15 protein-coding genes are annotated in these 15,125 nt (G+C 62.9%); 7 read left to right on the forward strand and 8 right to left on the reverse strand.

Annotation, left to right across the window (positions count from 1 at the left end):
• Positions 1 to 35: 35 nt before the first annotated feature.
• Positions 36 to 1,043 carry an integron integrase gene (locus KI609_RS16115; RefSeq protein ID WP_226444588.1) on the reverse strand — a complete coding sequence of 336 codons (1,008 nt, stop codon included), beginning with the start codon at positions 1,041 to 1,043 and terminating at the stop codon, positions 36 to 38.
• A 176-nt stretch (positions 1,044 to 1,219) separates the two neighbouring features.
• Between KI609_RS16115 and KI609_RS23060 the strand changes: the two genes are divergently transcribed.
• Both KI609_RS23060 and KI609_RS16125 read left to right on the forward strand, forming a co-directional pair.
• On the forward strand, positions 1,220 to 1,432 hold the full coding sequence (locus KI609_RS23060) for a zinc-ribbon domain containing protein (RefSeq protein ID WP_226450480.1): 213 nt from the start codon (positions 1,220 to 1,222) through the stop codon (positions 1,430 to 1,432).
• A 211-nt stretch (positions 1,433 to 1,643) separates the two neighbouring features.
• Complete coding sequence (locus KI609_RS16125) at positions 1,644 to 1,955, forward strand: hypothetical protein (protein WP_226444589.1); 312 nt, start codon at positions 1,644 to 1,646, stop codon at positions 1,953 to 1,955.
• Between the two features lie 215 nt (positions 1,956 to 2,170).
• Here the strand turns inward: KI609_RS16125 and KI609_RS16130 are convergent, their stop codons facing one another.
• From KI609_RS16130 to KI609_RS16140, 3 genes are all read right to left on the reverse strand, one after another.
• Positions 2,171 to 3,133: an IS1595 family transposase gene (locus KI609_RS16130; protein ID WP_226444590.1), complete on the reverse strand. Its 963-nt coding sequence runs from the start codon at positions 3,131 to 3,133 to the stop codon at positions 2,171 to 2,173.
• A 157-nt stretch (positions 3,134 to 3,290) separates the two neighbouring features.
• Positions 3,291 to 4,085 carry an SDR family oxidoreductase gene (locus KI609_RS16135; protein ID WP_226444591.1) on the reverse strand — a complete coding sequence of 265 codons (795 nt, stop codon included), beginning with the start codon at positions 4,083 to 4,085 and terminating at the stop codon, positions 3,291 to 3,293.
• Complete coding sequence (locus tag KI609_RS16140) at positions 4,082 to 4,414, reverse strand: nuclear transport factor 2 family protein (RefSeq protein WP_226444592.1); 333 nt, start codon at positions 4,412 to 4,414, stop codon at positions 4,082 to 4,084. Before KI609_RS16140 ends, KI609_RS16135 begins: the two co-directional genes overlap by 4 nt.
• 114 nt (positions 4,415 to 4,528) lie before the next feature.
• Between KI609_RS16140 and KI609_RS16145 the strand changes: the two genes are divergently transcribed.
• A complete protein-coding gene (locus tag KI609_RS16145) occupies positions 4,529 to 5,497 on the forward strand; it encodes a LysR family transcriptional regulator (protein ID WP_226444593.1) in 969 nt (322 codons plus the stop codon).
• 254 nt (positions 5,498 to 5,751) lie between these two features.
• On the opposite strand, the gene KI609_RS16150 is transcribed toward KI609_RS16145, so the two are convergent.
• Complete coding sequence (locus KI609_RS16150) at positions 5,752 to 6,936, reverse strand: PA0069 family radical SAM protein (protein WP_226444594.1); 1,185 nt, start codon at positions 6,934 to 6,936, stop codon at positions 5,752 to 5,754.
• Positions 6,937 to 7,112: 176 nt separating this feature from the next.
• Here KI609_RS16150 and rnk point away from each other — a divergent pair, with 176 nt between their 5' ends.
• Entirely contained in the window at positions 7,113 to 7,526 is a 414-nt protein-coding gene (gene rnk / locus KI609_RS16155) for a nucleoside diphosphate kinase regulator (RefSeq protein ID WP_226444595.1), read from the forward strand.
• 123 nt (positions 7,527 to 7,649) lie between these two features.
• Here the strand turns inward: rnk and KI609_RS16160 are convergent, their stop codons facing one another.
• Positions 7,650 to 8,771 (reverse strand): acyltransferase family protein, encoded by a 1,122-nt coding sequence (locus KI609_RS16160; protein ID WP_226444596.1) that lies wholly within the window; start codon positions 8,769 to 8,771, stop codon positions 7,650 to 7,652.
• 195 nt (positions 8,772 to 8,966) lie between these two features.
• On the opposite strand from KI609_RS16160, the gene KI609_RS16165 reads away from it, so the two are divergent.
• Genes KI609_RS16165 through KI609_RS16175 form a run of 3 tightly spaced genes read left to right on the forward strand, consistent with a single transcriptional unit; the run spans position 8,967 to position 11,977 of the window.
• Positions 8,967 to 9,590 (forward strand): GbsR/MarR family transcriptional regulator, encoded by a 624-nt coding sequence (locus KI609_RS16165; RefSeq protein WP_226444597.1) that lies wholly within the window; start codon positions 8,967 to 8,969, stop codon positions 9,588 to 9,590.
• Positions 9,591 to 9,594: 4 nt separating this feature from the next.
• Positions 9,595 to 10,953 carry a cytochrome ubiquinol oxidase subunit I gene (locus KI609_RS16170; RefSeq protein WP_226444598.1) on the forward strand — a complete coding sequence of 453 codons (1,359 nt, stop codon included), beginning with the start codon at positions 9,595 to 9,597 and terminating at the stop codon, positions 10,951 to 10,953.
• A gap of 13 nt (positions 10,954 to 10,966) precedes the next feature.
• On the forward strand, positions 10,967 to 11,977 hold the full coding sequence (locus KI609_RS16175; RefSeq protein WP_226444599.1) for a cytochrome d ubiquinol oxidase subunit II: 1,011 nt from the start codon (positions 10,967 to 10,969) through the stop codon (positions 11,975 to 11,977).
• Between the two features lie 152 nt (positions 11,978 to 12,129).
• Here KI609_RS16175 and KI609_RS16180 read toward each other — a convergent pair whose 3' ends face one another.
• Both KI609_RS16180 and KI609_RS16185 read right to left on the reverse strand, forming a co-directional pair.
• Positions 12,130 to 13,083 carry an NAD(P)H-dependent flavin oxidoreductase gene (locus KI609_RS16180; protein ID WP_226444600.1) on the reverse strand — a complete coding sequence of 318 codons (954 nt, stop codon included), beginning with the start codon at positions 13,081 to 13,083 and terminating at the stop codon, positions 12,130 to 12,132.
• 162 nt (positions 13,084 to 13,245) lie between these two features.
• Positions 13,246 to 15,036, reverse strand: a complete 1,791-nt coding sequence (locus tag KI609_RS16185; RefSeq protein WP_226444601.1) for an acyl-CoA dehydrogenase — start codon at positions 15,034 to 15,036, stop codon at positions 13,246 to 13,248.
• Positions 15,037 to 15,125 lie beyond the last annotated feature (89 nt).

Raw genomic sequence — 15,125 nt, forward strand, 5'->3', positions numbered from 1 at the left:
TCCAGATAAAAGCTTAAAAGCTCCAAAGCCGTCATTCAGCCAGGCTGCATGTTCAACGCCAAGGAATCCAAGGGGCTGGAGGCTCCTCCGGCAGCGACTTTCAGGGCATGGGTATAGATCATCGTCGTGCTCACGTCCGAGTGCCCCAGCAGTTCCTGCACTGTGCGAATGTCGGTGCCCGACTGCAACAAATGCTTGGCGAAGCTGTGGCGCAAGGTGTGCACCGAAACGAGCTTGCAAATGCCCACCTGTGCCACGGCTTTCTTCAGGGCACGCTGCAAACGCTCCTCATAGACGTGATGGCGTTGCCAGACACCCGTGCGCGGGTCCACCGACAGTGATGAAGCGGGGAACACCCAGAACCATCCCCACCGCTGCCCCACGCCTGGGTACTTGGCCTCCAGTGCATGCGGAACCTCCACGCCACCGCGTTGCGCCTGCCGATCTTGCTCCCACAGTGCGCGCGCCGCGAGCACCTGTTGGCGCAGTTCGGCGGCCAAACTGCGCGGCAGCATCACCACCCGATCCTTGTCGCCCTTGGCTTGGCGCACCACGATCACCCCGCGATCAAGATCCAAGTCCTTGACCCGCAAGCGCAGGCCTTCCATCAGACGCATGCCGGTGCCGTACAGCAGGCGTGCCAGCAAGGCCATATCGGCCGACAACGCCGACAGCAGTGCCGCCACCTCGGCCGTCGTCAAAACCGAAGGAATGCGCTTGGGCGTGCGCGGGCGCTGCACGCCATCGAGCCATGGCAGGTCAATGCCCAACACCTCGCGGTAGAGGAAGAGCAGTGCGCTCAACGCCTGGTTGTGCGTGGCAGCAGCCACCCGCCGCTCGTTGGCCAACATGGCCAGAAAACCTTCGATTTCCAGCTGCCCCATGTCTCGTGGATGCCGCAAGCCGTGCCATTTCACAAACACGCGCACCCACTGCACATAGGCCTGCTCGGTGCGCAGGCTATAGTGTTTGTAACGAATTCGCTCACGGACCTGATCTAGTAACCGTGTGGCGCGCAGCACAGGAGGGGCGGCGGGTTTCATGGCTAAATTTAGTACTGTATTTACATACAGAATACGTGCCACACAGCGAGGCTGCAAGCCCCTTGCGGCGCTTTTCGCGTACCAATTTAGACCGCAAGCGCCAGATATGGCCTGCGGGTTGGTGCGGTCTACATTACGTTAGGCCACACATGTCCACAGCCGATTCCAACATCCCTATGGACCGAACTCAGTGGTCGGTTAGAAGCCAGCGCACGACCGGGCACTACGACGAACGGGTGACCGAGTACGAAGGGATTCGGTGCAAATGCCGATCCTGCACGAGATCATTTGTTTTCACCGCTAGAGAGCAACAAGTTGCCTACGAGGTCGAGAAACGATTTGTCTGGTATCTACCTAAGCTCTGCCATGACTGCTCATCTAAAACTTAGGCTGAAGCCTTGGAAGGTCAAAGCCCATGCTTCAAAAGCGCACCTTCAACAATGAAGTGCAACGCCAAAGCCCAAAATTCAGCGCCTAACTGGGCGGTCAAGCGGACGCCAACAAGGGCCATGGCTTCGCCATTGTCCTGGCCCTTGTTGGTACCCTTCAGTCGCTGCGCTCCTTCCAGCGCCGCTTACCTTGGGCGTTAGAGCGCAAAGCATGAAGCCAGCACCGAAATTCGTCGCTGCGTACGTCCTGCTGTCCGCGGTGCTGGGCGGTCTCGCACTGCTGCAGTCGTTTCCTGCTCGGCCAACGTCCTGGGTCGGTTGGCTGCTGCTCTTCGCGTTAGCTGTTCCTGTCACCATCGCTGCAGAGTTCGTGGGCGAGCTCATCTTCCGCAATCCTGTCAGTCAGGCAGTCGAGCGCCGCACCAAAGAAAAGAGCTTTTCTTGGCTCCGCATTCTCGCAGGGCTGGTGTTAATGCTCGTCGTTTTCGCTGCGGTGTTTTGCCTTGGTCAGCTGCTTGCATAAGGCGCGCCACCATGCGTTCTAACCCGTCGCTCAAGCGGACTTGCCTACGGCAAGCCGCTTACCTTCAACATTGAGCGTCCGCTTTCTTTGGCTGCCACCGGCTGGTGTTGGCCGAGAACAGCCTACCGACCACACCTCTAGCGCGGCCCGAAGATGCTATGCATTCAATAGCCTCCAGCGCTTTACAGATAAGCGCCAGAGACCAATTTGCCTGATTAGCTACTTACCTCAGATACCTGCAGCAGCTTCAAAGGCAGTGGGCCAGTAGTCACCAAGGCCTTCAACAGTCTGGGCAGCATGGCAGGCAGATCAAAGCGGCGGTTGAATCGCCAGCAGAACTCGGCCAAGTAGCGCTGGGCATACCTGGTGTGGTCAAACGAGTGATAGGTTCCTGCCATGCTGGTCTTGAGGTTGCCCAGCAAGGTGTTCACCCAACGCAGCTGAGGTGTCTGCGCCCCCTGGCGCCCACCTCCAGTCACGTGGCGCTCATGCGTGGCCTGCGCCTGCTGCACCTGCGCAAAGGCACGCGTGCCGTCGCTGACCACGTGGCAGCCCGCCGCCAGGTGGCCCTGTGCCCATTGCCGCATGTGCTGGTTGGTAAAGTCCTGCACAGGCGTCAAGTGCATGTACAGGGGCCGGCCATCGACGCTGGTCTGCACTGCGGCGACGAAGGCCGTCTTGTTGGCTGCGCGGCGCCCGCCGTTGATGTGGCCTGCCCGCTCGCCCCCAAGGTAGGCATTGTCAATCTCCACCCGCCCTTGCAGCAGGTAGCGCGCATCGCGCTGGGCCATGGCCTGCATCAGTTTGTGCTTCATCAGCCATGCCGTTTTGTAGGACACGCCCAACTGGCGCTTGAGCGCCAGGGCGCTGATGGCGTTCTTGTTCTGCGTCAGCAGGTACATGGCAAGAAACCACAGCTTTAGGGGCACATGGGTGTGTTCCATCACAGTGCCCACGATGGATGAGCTTTGGTAGCCACAAAGCAAGCACTCCCACAGCAGACGGCCCGTGCCATTGCGGGGGTGAAAAAAGCGCTTGCAGCCGCAATGCGCGCACTGCCAGCCATCGGGCCAGCGGGCGGCCACCAGGGCCTGCTCGCACTGCTGATCGCTGCCGTACTGAGACTGAAATTGTGGCAGCGACAGCCCGCGCTGGAACTGGATGGTGTTGATGGACATCGCTTGCTCCTTGGCGCCGAGAACTCGGCATGTCCGTTGGAGTCCTCTGGCTGGGCTTTGTTCTGCGCAATCTGAGGTATGTCGCTAATCAGGCCAATTTGCCTTGATTTTTTGACAGAGGCGCTTCGATGGCCGCACCCCTGCTCAGCGTGTACGTCTACACCGTCGGCACCGTCCCCCCGTCAATCACGTGCTCCGAGCCCGATATCGCCCCCGCCCGTGGTGACACCAAAAAGGTGATCAGATCAGCCACCTCCTGCGGCCTGGCGGGGCGGCCCAGCGGGATGCCGCCCAGCGACTGCATGATGATCTGCTTGCCCCCCTCGTAGTCCGTGCCCGCCTGCGCGGCCACGCGTTCGGCTAGGGCGATGGCGGCTTCGGTTTCGACCCAGCCGGGCGAGACGCTCAGCACGCGAACGCCTTTTGGCGTGACCTCTTTCGACAAGGCTTTGCTGTAGGTGGACAAGGCCGTCTTGGCTGCGGCATAGGCGGTGGTGGACTCGGGCAGCGGCAGCGGCAGCGGCAGCGCACGCTGGATAGAGCTGACGTGGACGATGACGCCAGAGCCCTGGGCCAGCATGGCGGGCAGCAGGGCGCGGTCCAGGCGCACGGCGGGCATCAGGTTCTGGTTCAGTTCGCTGAACCACTGCGCATCGTCCAGCGCCGCAAAGCCCCCGCCGGGCGCGCTGGAGCCGCCCACCACGTTGACCAGGATGTCCACGCCGCCCCAGTGCGCGAGCACCGCCTGCGCGACCTGTGCAGCGCCCTCGGCGGTGGAGACGTCGGCAGGCACGTACACCACGCCGTCTGTCGGCTGCGCAGGCCTTGAGCGCGCGGTAGCCATCACCTGCACGCCAGCATCCACCAAACCTTGCACGACGGCAGCGCCCACGCCTTTGGTGCCGCCCGTGACCAGTGCGCGCTGGCCGCGCAATTGAAGATCGAAGCTCATACGGTGATCTGCAGCGACGCGATCAGGCCGCGTTCCAGGCGAAAGCGGTAGCGCAGGTCAACCGGGCTGCCGGGGAAGTTGCCTTCGACCCGGCTGGTGACGACCTGCTGGCCGTCGCTCTGCTCCAGCGCAAAGGGTTCGGTGGTGTACGTGTACTTGGTCGATGCCGCAGCCTTCCACGCCTTGATGGCGTCGATGCCCGAATAGGTGTGGCCCTCGTCCTGGACGACGGCGTGCGCCGTGAAGCAGTGCGCAAGCGCTTGGGCGTTCTTTTGTTGGTCGGCTGCAAAGTAGGCGGCAATGGGTTCGGGGAGGCTCAAAGTGGTCATGGTGACGATCTCCTTGGGTTAGTCGTTGGGTTACTGAAGTCGTCAGGATGCGCCTGCAGCATAAATTAGTGAATGGCCTAGAATTTGAATAGGCTATGTAGAAAGCAATACAGAATGCGCGGATCGGATTTTGCAGAACTGAAGGCCTTTGCCGCCGTGGTGGAGCGCGCAAGCTTTGCGCGCGCGGCGGAGCATCTGGGGCTGTCGCCTTCTGCGCTGAGCCAGACGATCCGCCAGCTTGAAGGCCGGCTGGGAGCGCGGCTGTTGAACCGCACCACGCGCAGCGTGGCGCCCACGGCCACCGGGGCGCAGCTGTATGCGCGCATGGCGCCGTTGTTGCGGGACATGGCCGACGCCGTTGCCGAGGCCAGTGCAGCGGCGGGCCAAATGGGGGGCACGCTGCGCATCAACACGCTGGGCATGGCGGCCACACAGGTCATCGCACCACGGCTTGGTCGGTTTCACCAAGAGCACCCAGATGTGGCGCTGGACATCGTGGTGGACGACGGGCTGAGCGACATCGTCGCGGGCCGCTTTGATGCGGGCATCCGCGTAGGCGGCCGGCTGGACAAGGACATGATCGCCGTACGGCTGACCCCGGACGTGAAGATGATCGCTGTAGCGTCACCCGACTACCTGGCGCAGCGCGGCACGCCACAGGCACCTGCAGACCTGCACGGCCACGCGTGCATCAACTGGCGGCTTCAGGTAGACGGCCGGACGTATCGCTGGGAGTTCGAAAAAAAAGGAAAGCGGGTGGAGGTGGCGGTGGAAGGACCGCTGGTGACCAACCACTCGGACACCGGCGTGGCTGCAGCGGTGCAGGGTTTGGGCATTGCCTATGCCTTTGATCGTCAACGCGTTGACGAGCACATCGACCAGGGGCGGCTGGTGCAGGTGCTCGCGGATTGGTCGGTGGCAAAGCCCGGCCTGTTCCTGTACTACTCGAACCGGCGCCATCCGTCACCGGCATTGAGGGCCTTCATTGACTGCATGGTGGACCGAGACCTGACCGACCCCAAGACTGGCTCACCACCTCCTTCAAGGGCCAAGGCCACCGCCCGGGCGGCCACTCGTGGGTGATGCCGATACAGGTGCAGATACAGGTGGCCGATGTCTACCGCTCACGCGGACCAGGCTGCGCTCACCGCCAGCCCATCCGCCCCATCAACCCATCCACCTCTCCCACCCAATGCGCCCCAAACACCTCGGCAATCAGTGCCAACTGCTTGCCCCTGGGCCAGACCAGGTGCCATGGGGACTGGATGGGAAAGCCCTGTGGTGAGGCTGACCAGGCAACGCAGTGCGGGCCGCTGGGTGGAGCACGGGTTCTAAAACTAAAACAGGCTGCCCTGCCCTCGCAGCAGCCCGGGCCTGAACTGCCCCAGGTCCAACCCTTCGCGCTCGCGGTTGAGCCCCAGGCGGCGGCAGGTGTTGGCAAAACGCTGGCGCAGCAGGTCGGCCCACAGCCCACTGCCTTTCATGCGGGTGACAAAGTCGCTGTCATAGGTCTTGCCGGCGGCGCGCTGGGCATCGGTGAGGTGGTGCAGGTCTTGCACCCGGGCCATGACGCGCTCGGCCCGCTGCGGGTAGTGCACCGTAAGCCATTCGCGAAACAACGCATCCAGCTCCCACGGCAGGCGTAGCACGGTGTAGAACGCGGTGCGCGCACCGGCGTCGCGCGCAGCCTCCAGCACGTGTTCCATGTCTTCGGTGATGAACGGGATCTGGGGCGCCACGCTCACGCCCACAGGCACACCGGCGTCGGCCAATGCGCGGATGGTGCGCAGCCGCCGGTGGGGCGCTGCAGCGCGAGGTTCCATGCGGCGGGCCAGCGTGGCATCAAGCGTAGTGATAGTGACGTACACGGCCGCCAGGCGCTGCGCAGCCAGCGGGGCAAGCAGGTCGAGGTCGCGCTCCACGCCACTGGATTTGGTGATGAGCGAAAACGGGTGGCGCGCCTCGCGCATCACCTCGATCACGCTGCGCGTGAGCTTCAGGTCGCGCTCCACGGGCTGGTAGCAGTCGGTGGCGGAGCCGATGTTGAGCAAGCGTGGCACGTAACGCGGCTGCACGAGCTCTTGGCGCAACACCTGCGCAATGTTGTGCTTGGCCACGATCTGCGTCTCAAAGTCGAGCCCGGGCGAGAAGTTGAGGTAGCTGTGCGTGGGCCGGGCGTAGCAGTAAATGCAGCCGTGCTCACAACCCCTGTAGGGGTTGACCGAACGTTCAAAAAAGATGTCGGGCGAATCATTGGCGCAGATCGCACTGCGCGCGGTTTCCAGGTGCACGCGGGTGGCAGGTGCGGCTGGCGCATCGCCGTCCTGCGCAGCCCCGGGTTCATGACCCCAGCCGTCGTCCACCACCTCGCGCGCCACCCGCTCGAACCGATGGGCCATGGCCGAGGCAGCGCCACGGCCCCGAATGGCCTGAAGGGGGATACGCACTTCCTCGGCTGCCGCAGAGGCATCGCTGACGCGGAGGGGGTACGGCTCGGTTGAAACGGGAGTGGCTGGTTTCATAACTGTATGAATGTACAGTTATTCAATTCCTTTTGCACCCTTTTGCACACATGCAGACCAGCCCACAACCCCTTGCATGGCATTGACATCACGCACCCCATTGACCGCGCGTGGCAGTGCGAGATTCACAATCGACTACAGTCCCGCCCTTTGCAACCATCCACCGAGGTACCGCCATGGCGCGCAAACCCCAGATCATTCTCTCGTCTCTGGACGTCGACCGCATTGAAGCCCTGCTGGCGGCCATTCCGGCCAGCGTGTTTCCCGGCAAGGCGGAGCTGCAGGCAGAGCTTGACCGCGCCGATATGGTGGCACCCGAAGAAATTCCGCCCCACGTCGTCACGATGAACTCCACCGTGCAGTTCTCCATTCTGGAAACCGGCAAGGAGTTTTGCCTCACGCTGGTCTACCCCCGTGACATCGACGGCAGTGCCGATAAATTGTCGATTTTTGCGCCGGTGGGCAGCGCGCTCCTGGGTCTTTCTGTGGGTGACGAACTCGCCTGGCCGGGGCCGGGCGGCAAATCCATGACGGTGCGGGTGAAAGAAATTCTGTACCAGCCCGAAAGCGCTGGCGAACTGCACCGCTAAAACCGGCCCCCGGCGAAGCGCCCACCCTGGCGCGTTTTGCCGTGGCGGCGGCAGCGCAGACCATGGCGTTTGCCGTGAATGGCACCGCGGCCCCACGGCCGCTCGCAGCTATCGCTGGCGACTTCAGGCGGCCCAGTGGCTCGTCATCACCACCAGCATGCCCGCCCCCACCAGACCCAGCTGCCAGCGCAGGGCTGTGGTCCACGACGGAACATGCCGCTCCACCCGCAGATAAAGCACGCGACCGGCGGCCAGTGACAAGCCAAATGCCAGCACCATGCCCAAAGCGTTCAACACGGGCGAATCTGGCCACACCTGGCTCACTACGGCGTTGACGAGCAGGCACACCGAAAAGTGCACCAAAAACACCGAGTAAGACATCTGCCCCAGCCGCACCAGCGGCTCTACGCCACGCCATGACTGCACACGGGTCGAGCGCAAAGCCGCCACCAGGCACAGCGCCGTGAACACCGCCAAGGCAATGCGCCCCCGAAAATCGAGCGCCAAGGCCACACCGCCCAACAACACAATGGCAACCACCCAACCCCGCGGGTCGGGGGCACGCACGGCCCAATAGGCCAGCATGCCAAGGCCATAGGCCCCCAAAAAGTACAGCGCCCACATGTCGAGCTCGCCCATGCGGTTGAAGACCCACAACGAGGCGGCCGCCCCCACCACCATGCTTGCGCGGGTCAACCCGGCCGCATGGCGCCGCGCCCATGTGCCAGGCAACGCACGGATCCCCGCTAATACCAGCACCACCAGTGCAAAAAGCTGGAAATCGATGGCCACATACCAGACACCCGCGGACAACGCGTCTTTGCCCACGATGTCTTGCAGCAAAAGCGCATTGGCGACCAACTGGGACAAGCTGGGCTGGTCGGGGACCGACGGGTGGTCCATCACCGGGCGGACCAGTGCCGACACCAGCACCGACAGCATCAACGCCACGGCATAGGGCACGACAAGCCGCACAAAGCGCTTGGCGATGGCACTGCCCGCATGGTCAAAACGCGCCAGCCCCTGCGGCGCAAGGCTGGCAGCAGCCAGATACCCACCGAGCACCAAAAACACCTGCACGGCCATGCGCCCGTAGGTAGACAGCCAAGCCATCAGCGTGGGGGCGAGCGGCTGGGCGATGTCCGACATCGGTCCATAAAAAACCAGGTGGTGCCAGACGATGGTCGCGCACGCCATGCCCTTGATCATGTCGATCAAGGGTGTGCGGGAAGAGGAGGAGGACATGGGTCGCCAGAGAAAAACAACCGGGTGCCAATGCCCCCGGGGAAACCCGGTATTGTGCTCTGCCTAGCGATTTTTTGCAGGGCGTTCAGCTCGCACGCACGTCGCACCCGACGTCGCACCTGTTCATGGATCTCATGATTTCTCAATTTTCAGTATTTACTGAATATTCGATAATTTCATGCACAATACAGACCCATGACCCAAGTCAAAACCATCCTGCCGGCGTTGAATCGTCAATTTGTGGCCCATTTCGGCGAAATGGGCAGCCGCTGGGGCGTCAACCGCACCGTCGGGCAAATCTATGCGCTGATCTTCCTCTCGCCGCGCCCCGTCCATGCCGACGAGATCGCCGAGACGCTGGAGTTCTCGCGCTCCAATGTGAGCATGGGGCTCAAGGAGCTGCAGTCGTGGCGGCTGGTCAAGCTCAGCCATCAGCCCGGCGACCGCCGCGAATACTTCGAAGCGCCCAAGGACGTGTGGGAGATCTTTCGCGTGCTGGCCGAAGAGCGCCGCCGCCGCGAGATCGAACCCACCTTGTCGATGTTGCGCATGGCGCTGCTCGAAGACGCCACTTCGCCCGACGAGCGCTACGCCCAGGAGCGCATGCGCGAGATGCACGACCTGATCGACCGGCTGATGACCTGGTTTGACGATGTGCAGCGCCTGGCGCCTGAAACCGCCATGCAACTGATGGGCATGGGCGCCGCCGTGACACGGGTGCTCGAATTCAAGGACCGGCTCACCGGCAAGGGACCTTCCGCCAGTTTGGCGAGCGCGGCCAATGCGGCCAGTGTCGGCAACCAAAGTAGGGAGGGCTGAGGCCATGGACACCTTCACGCTCTCGCGCATCCAGTTCGGCGCCAACATCAGTTTTCACATCCTGTTTCCCACCATCACGATCGCGTTGTGCTGGTTTCTGGTGTTCTTTCGGCTGCGCCACGCCGCCACGCGGGGCACAGCGGCCGCTGCAGGCTGGGAGCAGGCCTATTACTTCTGGACCAAGGTGTTTGCGCTGACCTTTGCCATGGGCGTGGTGTCGGGCATCACCATGAGTTTTCAGTTTGGCACCAACTGGCCCGGGTTCATGGAACATGTGGGCAACATTGCCGGGCCACTGCTGGGGTATGAGGTCCTGACGGCGTTTTTCCTGGAGGCGACATTCCTGGGCATCATGCTGTTTGGCCGCAGCCGTGTTTCCAACCGCATGCACATGGTGGCCACGCTGATGGTGGCGCTGGGCACCACGCTGTCGGCGTTCTGGATACTGAGCCTGAATTCGTGGATGCAGACCCCGGCGGGCTATGAAATCATCGATGGCAAGTTCCATGCGGTGGACTGGCTGGCGATTGTGTTCAACCCGTCGTTTCCCTACCGCCTTGGGCACATGCTGCTGGCGTCGGCCCTCACGGCGGGTTTTTTGATCGCGGGGGTGAGTGCTTGGCAGCTCATCAAGGGCACGGCCGCCCAGGGCACGCGCCAGGCGCTGCGCACCGCCGTGGTGGCGGTGGCGGTGGCCATACCGCTGCAGATCTTCATGGGCGACCTGCATGGCCTCAATACGCTGCAGCACCAGCCCGCCAAAATCGCCGCCATCGAAGGCATCTGGCACACCGAAAAAGGCGCGCCGCTCACGCTGTTTGGCCTGCCCAACGAAAAAGAGGGCCGCACCGATTACGCGATTCAGATCCCCAAAGCGGCGAGCCTGGTGCTGGCGCACGACTGGGATGCCGAGCTCAAGGGCCTGAACGAGTTTGCAGGCGCTCACCCGCCCGTGGCGCCCGTGTTCTGGGGCTTTCGGGTGATGGTGGGCGTGGGCCTGTTGATGCTGGCGGTGGCATGGACAGGTGCCGTGCTGCTGTACCGGCGCCGCGCGCAACCGTTGGCCCCGTTGCCCAGACCCATGCTTTACCTGCTGGTGGGCATGACGTTCTCAGGCTGGGTCGCCACGCTGGCGGGCTGGTATGTGACCGAAATCGGTCGCCAGCCCTTTTTGGTGTACGGCCTGTTCCGCACTGCAGACGCCGTGGCGCAGCATCCCCCCGCCATGGTGGCAGGGACCCTGGCCGCATACCTGACGGTGTATGTCTTGCTGTTGCTGGCCTATGTCGGTGTCATCAAATACATGTCCGAGCACTCGACCATGCCCGCCGCCGTGACGCCCCCCACACCCCAGGCTGTTTGAAAAGAGTCACATGATGGAAACATTGACCTGGGCCACCGCCCTTCCCCTCGTGTTCATGGCTGTGATGGGCCTGGCGTTATTGGCGTATGTCGTGCTGGATGGCTACGACCTGGGCGTGGGCATGTTGCTGCCCTTGGCGACCCCTGCCGAAAAAGACGTGATGGTCTCCAGCATCGGGCCGTTTTGGGACGCCAACGAAACCTGGCTGGTGCTGGGCGTGGGTGTGTTGCTGATCTGTTTTCCGGAGGCACACGGGGTGGTGTTGTCGGCGCTGTACCTGCCCGTGGCGGTCATGCTGATCGGCCTGATCGTGCGTGGTGTGGCGTTTGACTTTCGCGTCAAGGCGCGCGATGCACACAAGGCCGCCTGGAACCACCTCTTCGCCGCCGGCTCGCTGGTCACCACACTGGCCCAGGGCTGGATGCTGGGCGCCTATGTCACCGGCTTTCATACCGACCTGTGGAGCCGCCTGTTTGCCGCAGGCATCGCACTGACCTTGCCCGCTGCCTACGCCATGCTGGGCGTGGGCTGGCTGCTGATGAAAACCGAAGGCGATCTGCAGCGCAAGGCCCTGCGCTGGGGCCAGGGCGTGTTGTGGCCCATGGGTTTTGCCCTCATGGGCATCTCGCTGGCCACGCCGGTGGTAAGCCAGACGGTGTTCAACAAATGGTTTGTGCTGCCCCAATTTTTTGCATTGCTGCCCATTCCCCTGGCGTGCATCGTGGCGTTTTTTGCCATCCGCCATGTGCTGGCCGCGCCGCGTGTGGTGGCAGCCGGTTATGGATGGGTTGTGTTTGTGGCGACGGTGGCCATTTTTATGCTGGCCTTCTGCGGGCTGGCCTACAGCATCTACCCCTACATCGTGATTGATCGCCTGACGGTGTGGGAGGCCGCCAGCGCCACCGAGTCGCTGATCGTGATCGGCATCGGCGTGGCCATCACGCTGCCGGTGATCGTGATCTACACCGTGTTCATGTACCGCGTGTTCTGGGGCAAGGCGCGGGAGCTGGTGTACGGGTTGTGAAGATTCACATCAAATTGGCCGCCAGCGCTTGGATTTATTGCGCAAGCAGCTATTAGATTGATAGTAAATCTACACCGCCTGAAACGCGTCACGCCTGTCCCCGCAGCCGCGCATGCAGATGCAGATGCGCTGGCGCCTTGCAAACCATCACTTCACAGCTTCAACCGCGCCCGCGCTGCTTCGTATTCGCGGCGCAGCTTGGCCACAAAATCGGCCGTGCTGGTGACTGCATCAATCGCGCCAATACCCTGGCCACAGCCCCAGATATCTTTCCACGCCTTTTTGGCGTCGCCGCCAAAGTTCATCTTGCTGGGGTCGGACTCGGGCAGGTTGTCCGGGTCCATGCCCGCCGCACGGATCGACGGCGCCAGGTAGTTGCCGTGCACGCCGGTGAACAGGTTGCTGTAGACGATGTCGTCAGAGTTGCCGTCCACGATGGCCTGCTTGTAGGCCTCGCTGGCGCGCGCTTCGTGCGTGGCGATAAAGGCCGAGCCGATGTAGCCGAAGTCTGCCCCCATGGCCTGCGCCGCCAGCACCGCGCCGCCGCTGGCAATGGAGCCGCTGAGCGCGACGGGGCCATCAAACCACTGGCGAATTTCCTGGATCAGCGCAAACGGGCTTTTCACGCCCGCGTGGCCACCAGCACCGGCTGCCACGGCGATCAGGCCGTCGGCGCCCTTTTCAATCGCCTTGTGTGCGAACTTGTTGTTGATGATGTCGTGCAGCACGATGCCGCCCCAGGCGTGCACGGCCTGGTTCACGTCCTCACGCGCGCCCAGGCTGGTGATGATGATCGGCACCTTGTACTTGGCGCAGACCTGCATGTCGTGCTCCAGGCGGTCGTTGCTCTTGTGCACGATCTGGTTGATGGCAAAGGGCGCAGCGGGCTTGTCGGGGTGGGCCTTGTTGTAGGCGGCCAGGGTTTCGGTGATCTCGGCGAGCCACTCGTCCAGCAGCTCGGCGGGGCGGGCGTTGAGCGCGGGCATGGAGCCCACCACGCCGGCCTTGCACTGCTCGATCACGAGCTTGGGGTTGCTGATGATGAACAGCGGCGAGCCGATGACGGGCAGCGACAGGTTTTGCAACGCGGGAGGCAGTTTGGACATGGCAACAACTTCCAGGAACAGGTTTTGATTGAAATAGCCCTCTAGCGCTTATCAGTAAATCGCTAGCAGCTACTATTTTTATAGTAAAGGCCTGCACCCTGCACAGGCCTCGTCTCACTCTTTTTTCACTCCTCAAAGGGCAGGCTGCCCTTTCAGAACGCGTTAGAACGCTTCCAGTGCCAGCTCGGTCACGCTGGCAGCACCTTCCACAATGCTGTCACGCAGGCCCGGGGCTTTGACCAGGATGTGCTCGGCGTAGAACTGGGCCGTGGTGATTTTTGCGCGCATGAATGCCTCGTCCTGTCCCTTGTGCAACAGGTCTTGCGCCACCAGCAGGCTGCGCGCCAGCTGCCAGCCCGCCACCACATTGCCCGCCAGCATCAGGTAGGGCACGCTGCCTGCAAACACGGCGTTGGGCTGGGCCTTGGTGCCACCGGCCACAAAGTCGATCACGTCGAGCAGCGCCTTGCGTGCGGCCGTCAGGCGTTTGGCCACGGCCAGGGCTGCTGGCGTGCCGCTGGCCAGCAGCTCGCTTTCAGTCTTCTCGATTTGTGCAGCGATGCCCTTGGCCACCTGGCCACCATCGCGCGCCGTCTTGCGGCCCACCAGGTCGTTGGCCTGGATGGCCGTGGTGCCTTCGTAGATGGTCAGGATCTTGGCGTCGCGGTAGTACTGGGCTGCACCGGTTTCTTCGATGAAGCCCATGCCGCCGTGCACCTGCACGCCCAGGCTGGTCACTTCCAGGCTGGTTTCGGTGCTGTAGCCCTTGACCAGCGGCACCATGAATTCATAGAACGCCTGGTTCTGCTTGCGCGTGTCGGCGTCGGGGTGGTGGTGGGCGGCGTCAAACGCGGCAGCGGCCACGGTGGCCATGGCGCGGCAGCCCTCGACGGTGGCGCGCATGGTCATCAGCATGCGCTTGACGTCGGGGTGGTGGATGATGGTGGCGCTGGCATTGATGCTGCCGTCCACGGGGCGGCTCTGCACGCGGTCTTTGGCGTACTGCACGGCCTTCTGGTAGGCGCGCTCCGAGATCGCGATGCCCTGCATGCCCACGGCGTAGCGGGCCGCGTTCATCATGATGAACATGTATTCGAGGCCGCGATTCTCCTGGCCCACCAGGTAGCCCACCGCGCCACCATGGTCGCCAAACTGCAGCACGGCCGTGGGGCTGGCCTTGATGCCCAGCTTGTGCTCAATGCTCACGCAATGCGCGTCGTTGCGAGCACCCAGCGAGCCGTCCTTGTTCACCAGGAACTTGGGCACCACGAACAGGCTGATGCCCTTGACGCCCTCGGGCGCGCCCTGCACGCGGGCCAGCACCAGGTGGATGATGTTCTCGGCCATGTCATGCTCACCGTAGGTGATGAAGATCTTGGTGCCGAAGATTTTGTAGGTGCCGTCGGGCTGGGGTTCGGCACGCGTGCGCACCAGGGCCAGGTCCGAGCCCGCCTGGGGTTCGGTCAGGTTCATGGTGCCGGTCCACTGACCGGTCACCAGCTTTTCGAGGTAGGTGGCCTTGAGCTCGTCGCTGCCTGCGGTCAGCAGTGCCTCGATGGCGCCGTCGGTCAACAGCGGGCACAGCGCAAAGCTCATGTTGGCGCTGTTGGTCATCTCGATGCAGGCCGCGCCAATGGTCTTGGGCAGGCCCTGACCGCCAAAGTCGGCCGGGTGCTGCAGGCCCTGCCAGCCGCCTTCGCCGTATTGGCGAAAGGCCTCCTTGAAGCCGGGGGTGGTGGTGACGACGCCGTCTTTCCAGCTCGATGGGTTCTTGTCGCCTTCGAAGTTGAGCGGAGCCAACACGCCCTCGTTGAACTTGGCGCACTCTTCCAGCACGGCGGCGGCGGTGTCCAGGCCCGCGTCTTCAAAGCCGGGGATTTGGGCGATCTGTTCAATGTTGGCCAGGTGCTCGATGCCGAACAGCATGTCCTTGACGGGGGCGATGTAACTCATGGGCGTCTCCGGAAAAGCAAAAAATTGTCAAAAAAAAGGCATCGCAAGCGATGCCTTCAGGCTGCAAGCAGCAGATGCAATGGCCTCTG

Source organism: Acidovorax radicis, from assembly GCF_020510705.1.
Lineage (GTDB): Bacteria > Pseudomonadota > Gammaproteobacteria > Burkholderiales > Burkholderiaceae_C > Acidovorax > Acidovorax radicis_A.